The organism is Robinsoniella peoriensis (assembly GCF_000797495.1).
In the GTDB taxonomy this organism is placed as follows: domain Bacteria; phylum Bacillota; class Clostridia; order Lachnospirales; family Lachnospiraceae; genus Robinsoniella; species Robinsoniella peoriensis.
Genome location: NZ_JTGN01000006.1, coordinates 67,850 through 83,936, shown reverse-complemented (window position 1 = coordinate 83,936; position 16,087 = coordinate 67,850). Strand labels below are relative to the sequence as shown.

At 42.6% G+C, this 16,087-nt stretch carries 8 protein-coding genes and 1 tRNA gene; 4 read left to right on the top strand and 5 right to left on the bottom strand.

Translation table 11 applies throughout. From position 1 onward, the window contains the following. Positions 1 to 117: 117 nt before the first annotated feature. On the bottom strand, positions 118 to 1,656 hold the full coding sequence (locus QR40_RS13480) for an ABC-F family ATP-binding cassette domain-containing protein (protein ID WP_027296537.1): 1,539 nt from the start codon (positions 1,654 to 1,656) through the stop codon (positions 118 to 120). Between the two features lie 561 nt (positions 1,657 to 2,217). On the opposite strand from QR40_RS13480, the gene QR40_RS13475 reads away from it, so the two are divergent. From QR40_RS13475 to QR40_RS13465, 3 genes are all read left to right on the top strand, one after another. Continuing rightward, positions 2,218 to 2,297: transfer RNA gene (locus QR40_RS13475), tRNA-Leu, on the top strand. Positions 2,298 to 2,992: 695 nt separating this feature from the next. Then, positions 2,993 to 4,084, top strand: a complete 1,092-nt coding sequence (locus tag QR40_RS13470) for a glycerol dehydrogenase (RefSeq protein ID WP_044295489.1) — start codon at positions 2,993 to 2,995, stop codon at positions 4,082 to 4,084. 167 nt (positions 4,085 to 4,251) lie between these two features. Continuing rightward, complete coding sequence (locus QR40_RS13465) at positions 4,252 to 5,115, top strand: DMT family transporter (protein ID WP_044295488.1); 864 nt, start codon at positions 4,252 to 4,254, stop codon at positions 5,113 to 5,115. A 135-nt stretch (positions 5,116 to 5,250) separates the two neighbouring features. Here the strand turns inward: QR40_RS13465 and QR40_RS13460 are convergent, their stop codons facing one another. Continuing rightward, positions 5,251 to 6,327 carry a GntR family transcriptional regulator gene (locus tag QR40_RS13460; protein WP_027296534.1) on the bottom strand — a complete coding sequence of 359 codons (1,077 nt, stop codon included), beginning with the start codon at positions 6,325 to 6,327 and terminating at the stop codon, positions 5,251 to 5,253. A 249-nt stretch (positions 6,328 to 6,576) separates the two neighbouring features. Here QR40_RS13460 and QR40_RS13455 point away from each other — a divergent pair, with 249 nt between their 5' ends. Next, positions 6,577 to 7,410 carry a deoxyribonuclease IV gene (locus tag QR40_RS13455; RefSeq protein WP_044295487.1) on the top strand — a complete coding sequence of 278 codons (834 nt, stop codon included), beginning with the start codon at positions 6,577 to 6,579 and terminating at the stop codon, positions 7,408 to 7,410. Between the two features lie 120 nt (positions 7,411 to 7,530). On the opposite strand, the gene QR40_RS31790 is transcribed toward QR40_RS13455, so the two are convergent. From QR40_RS31790 to QR40_RS13440, 3 genes are all read right to left on the bottom strand, one after another. Then, positions 7,531 to 13,284: a glycoside hydrolase domain-containing protein gene (locus QR40_RS31790; protein ID WP_052430844.1), complete on the bottom strand. Its 5,754-nt coding sequence runs from the start codon at positions 13,282 to 13,284 to the stop codon at positions 7,531 to 7,533. 411 nt (positions 13,285 to 13,695) lie between these two features. Continuing rightward, entirely contained in the window at positions 13,696 to 14,991 is a 1,296-nt protein-coding gene (locus QR40_RS13445; protein WP_276325439.1) for an alpha-L-fucosidase, read from the bottom strand. A gap of 53 nt (positions 14,992 to 15,044) precedes the next feature. Then, positions 15,045 to 16,085 (bottom strand): glycoside hydrolase family 18 protein, encoded by a 1,041-nt coding sequence (locus QR40_RS13440; protein ID WP_044289735.1) that lies wholly within the window; start codon positions 16,083 to 16,085, stop codon positions 15,045 to 15,047. Between the last annotated feature and the right edge of the window lie 2 nt (positions 16,086 to 16,087).

The window sequence follows — 16,087 nt, the reverse complement described above, 5'->3', positions numbered from 1 at the left end:
TCTGCTTTTATAATAGCTTTTTAATCTATTATTTAATCTGCTTATTAATCTGCTTTTTTAATCTGCCTGAAGCATAAATAATTATAACATACTTGCCTGCGAATAGGACATACTTTTTCATAAAATCTCTTTTTCTATATCCAGTACTTTATCTGCCCAGTCTCTGTAAAATTTTTCCTCATGGGAAACTAATATGACGCTCCCCTCGAATTTTATCAAAGCATTTTTCAGAGCTTCTTTCGCATCCTGATCCAGATGGTTGGTCGGCTCATCCATGATAAGGAAATTACATGGGGATAAAAGAAGCCTGCAAAGCTTCACTTTAGACTGCTCTCCACCGCTTAAAGTTTTAATTCCCCTTAGCACATGCTCTTCTTTTACTCCACACCGCGCCAGGGCCTTACGCGCCTCCTTATTTTTCATTGACGGATAGCAGTCCGATATAATCTGCAGTGGAGTTCTATTTGGATCTTCCCAACGCAGATCCTGCTCATAATATCCAATCTTTACCTGCTCTAAAAACCGGAAACTGCCTGCTAATTTAGGTATTTTCCCGATCAAAGTCTTTAACAGAGTAGATTTTCCTATACCATTAAATCCTGTGACCACGATCTTCTGGCCACCGTTAACAACAAAGCTAATTTTAGACAGCAGTGGATAATAGTATCCGATTTCCAGATTGGTAACTGAAAGTGCCTTTCCCGGCGATATTTCCGTCTCCTGAAACTGTATTACAGGCTTTGTGGTAAAGTTTGGCGGTGCGATCCGCTCCAGACGGTCTAATTGTTTCTGCCGTCCCCTTGCCATTTTTGCATTCACTCCTGCTTTATTTTTTCGTATATATTCTTCTGTTTTTTCAATTTTCCGTTGCTGGGCATGATACTGCCGGATGTAATCTTCCCTGAGATGCACTTTCTGATCCAGGAACTTCAGGTAACTTCCACTGTACTTACGCACTGTTCCAAACTCGATATCCAAAATCCCCGTGGTGATCTTCTCCAGAAATTCAAAATCATGAGATACCACAACAAATGCCCCCTCAAAACAGTTCAGGAATTCAGACAGCCAATCCACATGCTCTTTATCCAGAAAATTAGTAGGTTCATCAAGCAGCAAAACTTCTGGCTTAGATAATAATAATTTTGCAAGAATTACCTTTGCCCGCTGTCCCCCACTCAATTTTTCTAACGGCTGCTCCATCCCAACCGCATCCAGCCCAAGTCCCGTAGCAACTTTGCCAATCTTACTCCCAATCTCATAGAATTCTTCTGTAATCAATTGCTCCTGATACCTGCCTGCCCGTATCAACAGCTCTTCATTTGCCTCTTCGGCCCCCTCCTGATACAGTTTTTCCATTTTTTCTTCCATGGCATAGAGATCTGCAAACGCCGTCTGCAGATATTTCATAATGGTCATTTCCTGTTTAATTACTGCATACTGGTCAAGATGACCAAGCTGAATACCTGACTGCCACTTTACTTCCCCATGGTCAGGTACCACATCACCAAGCAATATTTTGATCAGGGTACTTTTTCCGGCTCCATTCTGACCGACAACTCCAATGTGTTCCCCTTTAAATAAATGAAACTCCGCATTCTGGTACAATGCTTTTTCTGCAAAACTGTGTGTTAATTCTGTAACGTCTAATAAACTCATATCATTTCCTCTTTTCTATTTCATAATCATAAATACAAAAAAACAGAGAGACTGCACCTGTAAGGTACGGACCCTCTGTTTTGTCAACAAACTATTTTTCTGCAAAACAAAAGGCCATGGACAAAGCAACTTGTCCATGGCCATATCTATCATTCATCTCATACGCCGGCAAATAAGTACACAAACCAAGCATAGCCAGCTGCTACACCTTGAATACTTTATCTGCCGATGAAGAACAGGGCCTAAACCCTCTGATTAACCTCTGCACAATGCTTCACCGAATCAATTTCCAGTTGTACAGAGTTAAGTTTCTCGACTAACTTCACGAATTTGTTACATATCGTAATCATAATGAATTCCTTTCACAGATCATGCCCCTTTGGAAAGACGGCTTCTGTTTGTTCTACAGTATATATACCATATGAATTTGGGAGTGTCAATGAGTATTTAAAATTATTCCGATTTTATGAAAAAAATATCTTGACGAATCCTGTCAGATCAGGTTATAATACCAAAGGTTGTTAAGTAATATATTCATAAGCAATATGATCTTAATGATATGCGGATATGGCGGAATTGGCAGACGCGCCAGATTTAGGTTCTGGTGGGAGACCGTGCAGGTTCAAGTCCTGTTATCCGCAGGCTACACATCTTTTTCAAAGCTTGAGAAAGATAAACCATAACTTGGTTTTGATTTTTAAAATAACCCCGGAGTAATTTTCCGGGGTTTTTTTAAATTCATATACCCCGTTACACTTTAGATCCCTTCTGTCCATCCGGTGAATCCATTATCCTGTAATCTGTCAAATAAAAAATTTGACAAATTTACCAAATCATAATATACTAAAAGTGTATTATCAACTATGATAATATATTTGACTCATAGCCCAGATCCCACGTCTGGGCTATACCCGACTATATTCAGTATCAAAAGGCATTTTTTACTTCCAAAGATCATGTTTGCAATGCCTGCTCTTTTAATAATCTTATAAAATCACTGCCTCGAATCAGCTATCTGGCATACTTCCAAAAATTGTTAAAAATTTTTTTAAATTTGAATTGCATTATTTGCCAAAATGTGCTAAAGTAACTATTGTATTAGCGAACAGCTAATATATTTCATAACTCACACTTCGCAGCCCCCACACGCTGCGAAGTACTCCCTAATAGCCGGTATTGTTTGCCAGAGCTATTTTTTTTATGCCTTTTTTAGAAAATTTGTATATTGACATTTATTTCACAAAGGACTATATTGAACATGAAATTAATACAGGCGTTTCCCATCGTCGCAGAGACACCTGCAATAAACACGCGACGGAGAAAAGAGGCAGAAATGATGTTAAAATTGATGAGAGCACCAGCAAAATATGTTCAGGGACAGGACGCACTGTCACAGGTATATGAAGAAACTAAGGACCTGGGAAAATCCTTTTTATTTATTTGCAGCAGAAGCGGCCATAGGAACTGCTATGAGAAGATTGGGAAAAGTTTTTCCGGAAAAGATGCAAAAATATTATTTGAAATCTTCGGGGGCGTCAGCTCTATTGGGGAAATTGAAAAAATGCAAGGTATCGTGAAAGACCAGAAAATCGATTGTGTTGTAGGTGTCGGCGGAGGTTCCGCTATCGATACTGCGAAAGCAACTGCATACTACGAAGGTCTTCCTGTTGTGATTATCCCTACCGTAGCAGCAACCGATGCTCCCTGTACAGGACTTTCTGTTATTTATAATAATGACGGTACTTTTGCAAAATATATATTCTATCCTAAAAATCCAGATGCAGTTCTTGTTGATACCGATGTAATTGCACATGCTCCTGTAAAATTCCTGATTGCAGGAATGGGCGATGCTCTTGGAACTTTCTTTGAGGCAAGAGCCTGTGAGAAAGCTAAAGCACCAAGCCTGGAGAACGGCGGCATCACCAAATCTGCAATGGCTCTTTGTAAACTGTGCTACGAAACCCTTTTAGAAGATGGTTATAAAGCACTGCGTGCCTGCGAAAATGGTGTTGTAACCCCTGCTGTAGAATCTATAATTGAAGCAACTACTTATCTGAGCGGTGTCGGGGCAGATAATGGCGGGCTTGCAGTATCCCATTCTGTATATAATGGTTTTACAGCACTGGAAGAATGTGAAAAAACAATGCACGGTTCTATTGTGGCATTTGGAACCATTGCACAGTTAATATTAGAAAATGCACCGATGGATGAATTGGATGAAGTCATCGACTTCTGTGTAAGCGTTGGACTCCCTGTTACACTGAATGAAATCGGAGTAACCGATATGAATCGCGTTCATATCGCTGCTGAAAAAGCCTGCGCTGACGGTGAAAGCATTCACAATATGATCGGTGATGTGACTCCTGCCCAGCTGTACGATGCATTAATTGCAGCCGATGTATTGGGGAAAGAATATCTGGGAGAATAACATACTGCCAAAGGCCAGACAGCTGTCTGGCTTTTGGTCTTTAATACTGCAAATTTCTATATCTTACACTTTATCTTTCCATTCTTATCATTCTATGCTAAAATACCTTATACTTTTATACAGTGTCTTTTTACAGTATCAAACTACAGACAGGAGCATTTCGTCATATGCAGGCAAAATTTAAAATCATCCTATCCATGGCTGTTTTTGGAACGCTGGGTATTTTTATTAAAAATATACCCCTGTCTTCCGGAGAAATAGCCCTTTTCCGTGCTGTCATAGCCGCAATTTCCATTTTACTATATAAATTTGTAAAAAACGAAAAGATCCCCTTTGACGAAATAAAAAAGGATCTTCTTCTTCTGTTCCTCTCCGGAACCGCAATGGGATTTAACTGGATCTTTCTGTTCCAGTCCTATCGCTATACCTCCGTATCCATTGCTACTTTGAGTTATTATTTCGCTCCGGTAATCGTTATGGCTGTCTGCCCCATATTATTTCGTGAAAATCTAAATTTGAAGCAGATCATATGTTTTGTGATGTCAACCCTCGGTCTGGTACTTGTTATTGATCCCGGGAAAATTTTACCCGGCAGCAATAGTTTTATTGGCATCTGCTTTGGATTAAGCGCCGCAGTGCTCTATGCCACTGTGATTATTTTAAATAAACTCATTAAAAATGTAACCGGAATTGATCGCACACTGATCCAGTTTTTTGCAGCGATTATCATTCTTTTTCCTTATGTTGGCCTTACAGACGGAATACATTTGTCTGCAGCCGGAACCTATGGAATAATTAATTTGCTAGTTGTGGGCATAGTCCATACGGGAATTACTTACTGCCTCTATTTTTCATCTCTTAAAGACTTAAAAGGACAGGAAGCAGCAATTTTAAGCTATACCGATCCGTTGGTAGCAATTATTGTGTCCGTATCCTTTCTGGGTGAAACCATTAGTCTGACGCAGATACTGGGCGGCATACTTATTTTAGGTTTTACTTTACTGAACGAGATTAAATCCCATGATACGTAAATACCCACGAACATAGAAACTGGATTGAAAAACCTCCCGGTACCACTTATGAGGACTTATCCCTCTATCCGGATATCCTTCCGGGGGCATGGTTTTTCCTTAAACCAGAAACTGCACCAGGCTCGCCTCCATTTATCAGGTACTCTTTCCCGGTTTCAAAACAGCTGAAAAACAATAATCTTCCCGATATCCGGGTTCTTCTATCATTTTCAATACAACCTCTGCCGATTTCCTTCCAAAAGATTCCTTCGGATGAATTATGGTGGTGATCTGCTTTCCCATTCCGGCATATTCCGTGTCTTCAAATCCTGTCACTGCAATGTCTTCAGGAACCCGAATTCCTCTTTCCTCCAGAAAACGAATCAGATAAAAAGCAACCCGGTCATCATTGCAGACAATTGCCGTACAATTCCTTACTTTTTCCCAAATTCTTTCTCCATGGGGCTGTGTAAATAGTTCATTTTCCGTTTCATTTGTATACCATATTACCTGCTCATTTTTTACCGGCAGTTTTAAATTCATCGAAGCTCTCATATATCCTTCATAGCGTTTCATTCCGGTCTGCTCATCCATCTTGCAGATTGCCCCAATATTCCGGTGCCCCTTATCAAACAGATGTTTTACCAGAAGCTCCCCGCCGCCTCTGTCATCCACTGTCACTGCTGATGCTGGAAACTGCGTATGCAAAGTCTGGGTAAATACTACCGGTATATTTGCTGTCAGCCTTTCATACAATCCATCATTAATCATAGGAAGTGCTGATTTTACAGGCTCCATGATGATACCCTGAACTCCTCCGTCAAGAACAGATCGCAGAAATTCTTCTTCTAAAGCTACCTGCTGGGATGTAAGAAATAATTGAATCCCATACCCTCTTGGGCATAACTCATCGTGAATCCCCTTTATTACGGCTGGAAACAAATAATCCTCAACTCTGTTCAAAATAACTCCAATGCATCTGCGTTTCTTTTCCTGATTTCGAAAAGGCGGAATCTGAACCTTTCTGCTCACATAAGTCCCGCTGCCCTGTACCTTATACAATAACCCCTCATTTTCCAGCACTTTAATTGCCTGTCGAGCTGTCTGACGGCTTACCGAGAACTTAACACATAATTCTTCTTCCCCCGGTATTTTTACTCCACCGGGAAATTTTCCGGAATAAATTTCATTCTTAAGCCAGTCCGCCACCTGGGAATATTTAAAATTTGCCATAGAAGATCTCCTTGTAACATTTGTACCTCCATTATACTAGGACAAATTCAGGTTTTCAACATTACAATACGTCATTTCTATTTTAATTAATAAGTAAAATATTTTTTAATTCTTTTATGTTTTTAATTCTTTTATGTTTGTATCTATCTATTCGTTCTGTTTATTATCCCTTTATATCCAAATCCGAATAATCTATTTTAGAAAGAATATAATAAATAAAAACAAAATATTTACTCAGAAAGGGAATTTATGCTAAATATCGGCTCTCACCTATCCTCTGCAAAGGGATTTTTAAACCTTGGTAAAGATGCCTTAAAAATTGATGCGAACACATTTCAGTTCTTTCTTCGAAATCCCAGGGGGACACGGGCAAAAGCCTTGAATCAGGAAGATATTGATTCCCTCCGGAATTTCATGATGGAACATCACTTTGGTCCGATCGTTGCCCACGCACCCTATACCTTAAATGCATGTTCCTCCAATGCGCATACTAGGGAACTGGCACAAGAAATGTTTCATGACGACCTTGCCATCATGAAACATCTTCCCGGCAATTATTATAACTTTCATCCCGGCAGCCATCTGGGTCAGGACAAGGATACAGCAATTTCCTTCATTTCTTCCATGCTAAATAAGGAACTAAAGCCGGGTCAGCCTACCATGGTTCTTCTGGAAACCATGGCCGGTAAAGGAACGGAGATCGGCAGGACATTTCAGGAACTGCGCGAAATTATTGATCAGGTTGATCTGCAGGAACATATCGGAATCTGTTTTGATGCCTGCCACCTTTCCGATTCCGGCTATGATATTGTTCATAATCTGGACGGCATCCTGGATGAGTTTGACCGGATCATCGGACTTGGATACCTTCACGCTTTCCATATAAATGACAGTCAGAATCCTCCGGGAAGCCACAAAGACCGACATGCGTTAATCGGAAATGGCTACATTGGATTGGAAACAATCGTACAAATCATAAATCATCCCCTGCTGCGGCATCTTACGTTTATTTTGGAAACGCCTGCCGATCTGGATGGACACGCCGGGGAGATCCGGCTGCTGCGTTCCTTGTTTCAGGATTAATAACATATTTTATTTTTAATATAGATGCCGGCATCCATCCAGATCATCTGAAGATATACAGATGGATGAAATAAATAGGAAAGTGCCCCGAGGTATGCCGGCATCTGCGGATTATCTTATTTATCTTATTACTTTCCTATATTTTACCAAAGAATACGGACCATATATTTTCTTTTTCCCTACTGTTCGGTAGGCACGTACCTTGTAATAATACGTTTTCTTTTTTGTAAGTCTGCTATCCTTATAGGTTAATGTCTTTCCTTTCTTTATCGTGGCAATGCTATGGTAAGTTCCCTTTTTACTTACAGCCCGCCTGATTTCATATCCGCTTGCTCCGCTCACTTTTTTCCACCGGAGCTTCAGATGCTTTCCGGAGAGATTTGTAACCGAAGACAAGATCACTTTTCCGGGTACCGGTTTTTTTGACTTCACTTTTGAATAACCGCTAAGCACCGTCCTGCTTTTTTCTGTGGCATAAGCACGCACCTTATAATAATATTTCTTGCCGGTCGTCAGCTTTTCATTCACATACGTGGTTTTGCTTCTGCCTTTTACCGCGGCAATCTTTTTGTAAGTTCCATTCTTTTTGGTTGAACGGTAAATCCGATAGCCGTCCGCCCCCGTAACCTTAGACCAGGTAATTTTTACTTTATTGTAACTTTTAGCTTCTATTTTCGTAATCACCGGTGATGCAAGATTCGCCGGCTGAGGCGTTGGCTCCGGTGTCGGCTGCGGCATCGGCTCTGGTTTTGGTTCTGGTGTTGGGTCTGGTGTTGGCTCTGGTGTTGGCTCCGGTGTTGGGTCTGGTGTTGGCTCTGGTGTTGGCTCCGGTACCGGGTCCGGTTTCTTCACCAAATCCGCCTGCGCTTTTATAAGTGCTTCCCTGGCTGCATCTACCGCTTCCTGTGAAATCTTCTGATCCTCTTCTGCTTTCCGTGCCTCATGTAATGCATTTTGAAATGTACTCCAGCTTTCCTCCGTATAGTTTCCCTGTTCTGTAACCTTCTCTGCATCTGCTATGGTTTGCCGAAGTGCTGTTTTATCAGTGATTCCGGCTATTTTATCGATATCACTGAGTTTAAACTTGGCCTGTCTGATATAACAGAGATCTGTCGTCACCCCTCCCTGCCAGCTCTCTGAAAAATCTTTATCCCAATGGCCGTAAGAATTCATGATAAAAGTACCGTCCGGCTGTACGATAATCCCTGCATATCCCGTATCTCCCGACTTTGCATTGTTTGCCCAGTCTTCATCAATTAAAATTCGGTATTGTCCTTCATTTTGTTCCATTAAGTCTTCGTATGTGCCGACCCAGGCTGCCCAGTCACCGGCTTTCCAGTCATTGCCGCCGTCAAATTGCTGGTTGCCGTTGAGATCGTAAATAATTTCCCTAAATGTAATCAGAAGCCGGTTGCTCACCGGATCATAAACAGCCTTGTGCCGTTCACCTGCCAGTGATCCCGGCAGATCCATCGGCCTGCTCCAGGTTTCCCCCTCATCGTCAGAATAGATCAGGGTTGCAGGATTATTATGAGACTGGCTTCTGGCGAGACCTGCAATCCGTTTCCCATCGGGAGATCGGAACATACCGATTTCACACATCTGATACGTACTTTCGATGGAACGGTAAGCACTTAGATACGGTTCAGGCTCGCTCCACTGTTCCTTTCCGTTTTCATCAAATGTGAGATAAGTCTTATAATTAACATAATCATAGTTGTGGTATACGCCCATCCATTTCTGCATGTCATTACCGTCAGCATCTTTTAACTGAATGAGGCTTGCCATGGCTACAATGGATTTATTCGGAGTACCATCGGCATGATTCGTATACCAGTGTTTATACTCTGTCCAGGTCTCTCCTCCATCATCCGAATACGACGTATTCCATCCTGTAGCATTACCTTCCAAATCCTGTCCCCAGCCCGGACAAGCTGTAATCAGCATTAATCTCTGGGTTCCGTCTTTCAGGTGAAGCTTGTACATGGTAGGCGTTTCCTGTGACCCTTTGAAGGATTCCGGTGTCTCTTTTTCTACCCAGGTATCTCCGGCATCATAGCTGATTTTCAAAACCAGAGGTCCTTTTCCGTGTCCAACCGGATAGGAGGTAACCAATGTTTGATTGTCATCCAGCATGACCATATCCGGCTGGCCTAAATACTGACGGGGTCCGCCCGGATCTTTGTCAATATCAGACAGATACTTTTCATCCAGCTCATATACCGGAAGCTGATTTGTAATGTTTAATTTTTTTGAAACAATAACTGTTACCGTATCACGATATCCCGCCGCCTGATTTTCCACGGCAATCGTTACATTCCCCTTTTTATGTGCCGTTACCAGCCCGTTTTCATCTACTGATGCCGTCTCCGGATCACTGGAAGTGTACACAATCGTCTTATCCTCCTGATCACTAATGAGATTTGTCTGTATGGCAAAATGTTCACCCACATTCAGCTCCTTATAGGTCTCCTGAATGTTCAGGCCTTTCGTCTGCATGATTGCAGCGATTTCTTCTGCTGACAGCACTCTGTTAAAAATTTTCAGCTCATCAATTTTACCGGTAAATCCACTACCGCCGATGATATCCGCCGGACATGGAAAATCATGGTTTACGGTCCATCCATTTGTCTGTATCAGAGTACCGTTTATATACATGGATAGCCCGTTCACCTTATCCTGTGTCCATGTCACATGCACCCAGGTATCTGCTGGAAATACATAATTAAAGGTCAGTACGTCCCCACTTCCCGTTCCCACATGTACTCCTGCTTTCTCTCTGTTGTCCGCCAGTCGTACGTCAAAAGAATAATTTCTGTCGTTACTCATCAATACGGAACTGCGCACAGGATCTTTCGTGCTGTTGTTCACCCAGTATCCTACCGTCCAGGTATCCGAAAGACCGGAATCGCCCTGTAAACGGACCGACTTTTCTGCCTCTGTAACAGTCAGCGCTTTTTCCGATCTGCCCGGAGAAAGTACCGCCCCCTGGTTGATGCCGTCTCTGGTCCCCCATTCATCCTTCACCACATTGTTGTCCATATGGTCAAAGGAATAGTATGCTGTCTTCGCACTCTCTTCAATAGTGATTCCTGTCACTGTTACGGAAATTTCTGTACTTTTAGAAGTATCCAGCACAGACGCCGCCGTAATGACAGCCTTTCCCATCTGCCTTGCAGTTAAAACCCCCTGTTCGGATACGGATACCACCGCTTCATCTGAGGAAGACCAATTTAATTTTTTATTGATCACATTGGATGGCAGGATCAATCCATGAAGCTGCAGTGTCCTGCCAATGGATAATTCCACACTGCCGCCTTCCTCAATCGTAACAGCTTCCACCTGATCCGTCCCCGCTTCTTTCAAAGCGAGATACTTGCCGGTAAGTTCCGCTACACCTTCTTTGAAAGTATCCATTTCCTCTGACAAAATTGCTATTTTTTCCGGGCTTAGATAAGTTTTCCCGCTGCCCGCCGTGGTGCTGACTGCATCATACAAAGCAGCGATATCTTCCTTCAGGGACGGAATCTCCTGCTCCATATATTTTAACTTGTTTACATCCCGCACGCCTTCTGCCATCTTCTCCAGGCGGACGGAACTTTTCCCGACTGGTTCTGCGGCATCTTTATGATCCGGATAGAAAAGGAAGCAGTCTCCCGGTTCAAAAGCGTTGTGGGTGACATCCGTAAGAGGGTCGGCAACCCATGCATCATATGCCCAGCGCAAAAATCCTGCCGTTCCCATTTTCCCCGCATTAATCATTGACCAGTAGCTCTCTGCCGGAGCGCTCAGTGCATAATTTCCGGGCATATGTTCCGTACACGAATACAGTGTTGTCCGAAATCCTTTTGCTTCTCTTTCCTTTAAAAGCTCTGCAAATTCAGCAGCGTTAGCCTGTGCCGCACTGTCGCCAACATTTAAATCCGTGACACGCAGTGCCAGTTCTTTTTTGTCCGCAAAGTGATCCATAGCCCCGGCTGTCTTTAATGATTCACCATGAATGTTTTTCACGGATGCAATCAAATCAAATGCTTCTTTGCTAAACCCTCGCTCATCAATGCCGATATAGGATTCGTCAAACCATCCTTTTTCCATCAGATGTTCCGTCAGTTTTTGCAGAAAATCCCCCCAAACCTGCACATACCGGGTACTCCCAGGAGTAAAAGCTTCATAGGTTAATGTTCCGTTTTCCCAGTAAGTAAATGAATTATGCCAGGGTGCATTACTGTAAAGCACAATTTTATCCCCAATTCCAAGTCCTTTATTAAATGCGATCCACTTGTCAAAATCAGTATAATCATATTGAAAGCTCCCGTCAGGGTTCCTGCTCCATTTGATCATAGAAGGGTAATGCACGTCATTAGCACTGTATGTCTGACCGTCCCACGCCTCTTCTACTATAGAAGCCGTGATTGCATGTCCTCCGATTTCCTTATACTTTCCCATAGCAGGTTCCAGGATTTTCAAATGTTCCGGTGAAAAAGGCTCCACTCCATAATATTCAGCACTGGTGTAAGGATACTGCCATAATTCAATATCAAATCCATCCTTAAATTCTTCTGCATCCGGAAGCTGTACATCCTGGACTTCTATTTCATACTGAAATACCAGCGGATTTTCAACCCCATCTGCCGTAACAGACAGCAATCCTGTATAGTTGCCTGCGGCTTGCCCTTTGGGAATATTAAATTCCACCCATACAGGCTGTACGCTATTAAATGGTATATCAACCGGCCCGGTCTGATACAGGATATCCGAAGCCTCACTCCGGTTGGATTCCGTAGCTTCCGGCACAGGCCGGTCTTTACTGCCATAACCCAGATATGCACCGTTATAGGCTAATGTGGATTTCACAAAGACTGCCCTTATCTGGTCTGCCGGAATAATGTCATCTCCATTAGACAGATCACCGGGGGTAACTGCCACGTTTTTCAGACTGCTGCCTTTGGTTAGCAAAGCCAGCTCACTGACAGCCTTATCATTTTTCCATGCCGTGAGTTTCCCCGACATTACATGTCTGTCCAGTATTTCTTCGTAACGGTTCTGGGTATACTGGGTATTGGTGTCCACAATTGTTCCCTCCAGCCGTCGTACCCCGGCAGCCACTGTCACGGATATTTCTTTTGAAATACCGGCTTCTTCACTGGTCATGCGGATCATTGTACTTCCTTCTGACCGGGCGGTTATGACCCCGTCTTTCGAAACCTCCGCCACCTGGCTATCCATACTATCGTATACAAAATCGGTAACTTTCGCATATTCCGGTATGACGGTATAACCAATCTGCCTTGTCTCATCTTCTGTCATTTGAAACTCTGTATCGGTTAATTCAATATCCTCTGGCACATAAGGGGCATGGGTAATCTGAGCATATGCCGCCTGATTTACGATCCTGTTCCCTGTCGCTTCATTCAGCGTTACCGCCTTCAGTACATGCCTGCCTTCCGGCAAATCACTTACAGCATATACGGATTGTGCCTCTGTACGTGTCTCATGATATAAATCTGCCGCCACTACATTTTCATCATCAACAGAAAACTGAACCTTTCCATGAATGGGACTCTTGTTCGAGAATATCTCAACCTTATTTCCCACAAATGGAATTTCATAATAGCATTCCTGTGCCCGTTCATCGGAGGCACCCAGATCAATATAGGCTTCGTCCTCAGAAACCGTCCATTCTTTTCCCTGGTAAGAAGTAAAAGAAAACTTATTCCAGAAACCCTCCGTCATTTTTGGCTTCACAGTTAATATCTCCACCTCCATGGCAGCATCTGTGGATTCCTGTGCAAAAACCGGTAATACATCAGAAGTAATTACCATCGAAAATACAAGCAGCATACAAAAAAATCTTTTCCATGAAAATCTCATCATAATTCAACTACCTCTCCTTTAAATACGCTCAAATACAGGAGTTTATCTGAAAAAAGCCCGCCTGCCAGAGATGTCTGTATCAAATATTTTCATTTCCACTCCTACTGATTTACAGTTGTCAATTCTCAAAAATATTCCTTATCTTTTGTTTTCGCAATCCTATAATGCATGATGTAAAACGCTTTTCCCTCTTCACCCCCTCTTTTCAGCACATTCATTCATTATTAAGCTTTAATCTTTCAGCTTATAGCGATATGCTTACTATTATATATAAAAGATATTATTTTTTCAATTATATTAATTAAAAAATATTTTTTCTTTTATTTTTTAACATGAAAAAACTCATTGCAATTTTTACTTTGCAATGAGCCTCTGTTTCATTTGAATTCAAAATACTTATATACAACACTTTTAATTATGGGTCACCACAGCCCCGCTGCCCCCATACATTTCCACTTTTCCTTCTAATTCCACTTTCAGTACAGTAACCTGTTCATGGCAGTCTTTTTCATTCATATAAATCCACGTAATTCCAGGAATGTGGAACCAGGGCACGCCGCCGTGTACGTCATAGGCAAGCTCTTTTCCGGAGTGAAGTACAGTAATTTTCCGTATTTTATTGCACAATCCTTTTATACTTATATTCTCACGGGGTTTATCCTGCACAAATAAATACAGTGTTTCCCCATCCATGGAAACAGTGCTTCCTCCTGGATAATAGCGGATCATAATCCCTTCTTTCGTTCCAAATACAGCCTCTTCGTGCTCACTGATCCATTTTCCGAGTCCCAAAAGAATTTCTTCCTGTCTGGGATCTACTGTTCCGTCTTCCTTTGGCCCTATGTCCAGGAGCATATTTCCGCCCATGCTGATACATTCACAAAACATCCGTATAATCTGGTTCAGGCTTTTGTAGTGATGATCATCCGGGGCATACCCCCAGGAATCATTTATGGTAGTACAGAACTCCCAGGCCCCTTCCGGTCTGGTAATCGGCAATCCCTGCTCCGGCGTTTTATAATCTCCGTAACCGCATAACCTGGAATTAACCACCAGTTCAGGGTTAAAACTTTTCAGATACTCCTTAAATTCCGGCAGTCCCCATTGGGATGCACTTCTTTCCCAGTCCCCATCAAACCAGATAAGATCCGCCGTCCCATAATTTCCAAGTACTTCTGAGAGCTGGTTTTTATTAAAGTCCAGAAAACGCTGCCATGCCTCTTCATCCTGGATTCCTTCAACCGGATTGGAAAACGGATTTACCTTAGACAGATCCTCAGGAATAACACCTCCCTCATAGACAGAAGCATAGTCTGGATGTGACCAGTCCAGCAAAGAATAATACATTCCCACACGTATTCCTCTTTTGCGGATTGCTTTGGCATATTCATCCACAATATCCCGTTTCGCCGGTGTTTTCTTTACCACACTTAAATCACTGTATTTTGTATCAAACAGAGCCACGCCGTCATGATGCTTTGTGGTTAGCACTGCATATTTTGCTTTGCTGCCTGCAATTAAATCTGCCCAGTATTCCCCGTCAAATTTTGAAGCCGTAAAACCGTCCAGCTGTTTCATATAATCCTCATAGGAAATCTGTTTATTATAAAATGACCAGGACTCCGCTATACCGTTAACCGCATATATGCCGTAATGAATAAATATTCCAAGCTTTGCATCCCTAAACCATTGTGGAACCATCGTAATATCCTCCTGTTTTCTTTTGCTTAGTGATTCCCCGTCCCGAACTCACGGTGCCTTTACTGCAAACGTGCCACGCTGGAATTACAAAACGAATCCCGGATAATCCTGGTGAGGGTTTTCGTCGAATCACAGCTGTATTCCCAAAACATCATTCCTGCCAGACCATGCTCTTTTACATAATCCGCCTTACAGCTGATGGATTCCCCATCTTCGTAGCTGATAAACGTATCTCCGTTAAACAGCCATGGTGCTTTTGCTTCATCATCCCAATAGCGCTTAAATCCGTTTTTATCAATATACCGGTCAGCAAGCTCCCCGTAATCCGGCCCATATCCGCCGGTAGACTCCGCCATCTGCATCCATCCGTGATTGGCATCCGGAACCCCTTTCCACATCCGGGAATAAAAGGCTGCCCCAATCACCAGCTTCTCCCCTGGTACACCTGCTTTTAGATAAGCCTGCACTGCCCGGTCCGTACTGACATCCATCAGATCTGCCTGATTGTCATACAGGTTCGTGTGGTGTCCAGTCTCAATGGTAAATCCGCCCCTCAGGTCATAAGTCATAATCTGAACATAATCCAGATATGCTGACGCTTCCCCCATATTAGTACACCGCAGGAAATAGTTTCCCCCTCCGCCGGCAATATTCAGAAGACAATGGCGGTCTTCTATCTGATCCAGACTGAGCCGAAGCTCTTTTAGCATAAGTGTAAAATTTTCCTTATCCTCTCCGGAAGATTTAATTCCGCTGATTCCGATACAAGGATACTCCCAGTCAATATCAATCCCGTCCAGCTGGTACCGTTCAACCAAATTCCGTGCGGACCGGGCAAATTGTTTTCTTCCGGCATCTGTTGCCATTGTTTCGGAAAAGCCCCCTGCTCCCCATCCGCCAACGGACAGCACCATTTTTAAATCCGGGCTTTCTTTTCTGATCTTTAAGAGACAGTCCCGATATTCTTCCAGATCACAGATTACATTTCCGTTTTCAATCTTTCCAAAAGAGAGGTTTAAAATGGAAAGCATCTTTGCATCTTCAACCGTAAGCCCGGGTAAATGATTTGTATAAATATAGCCTATTATTTGTTTATCCAATT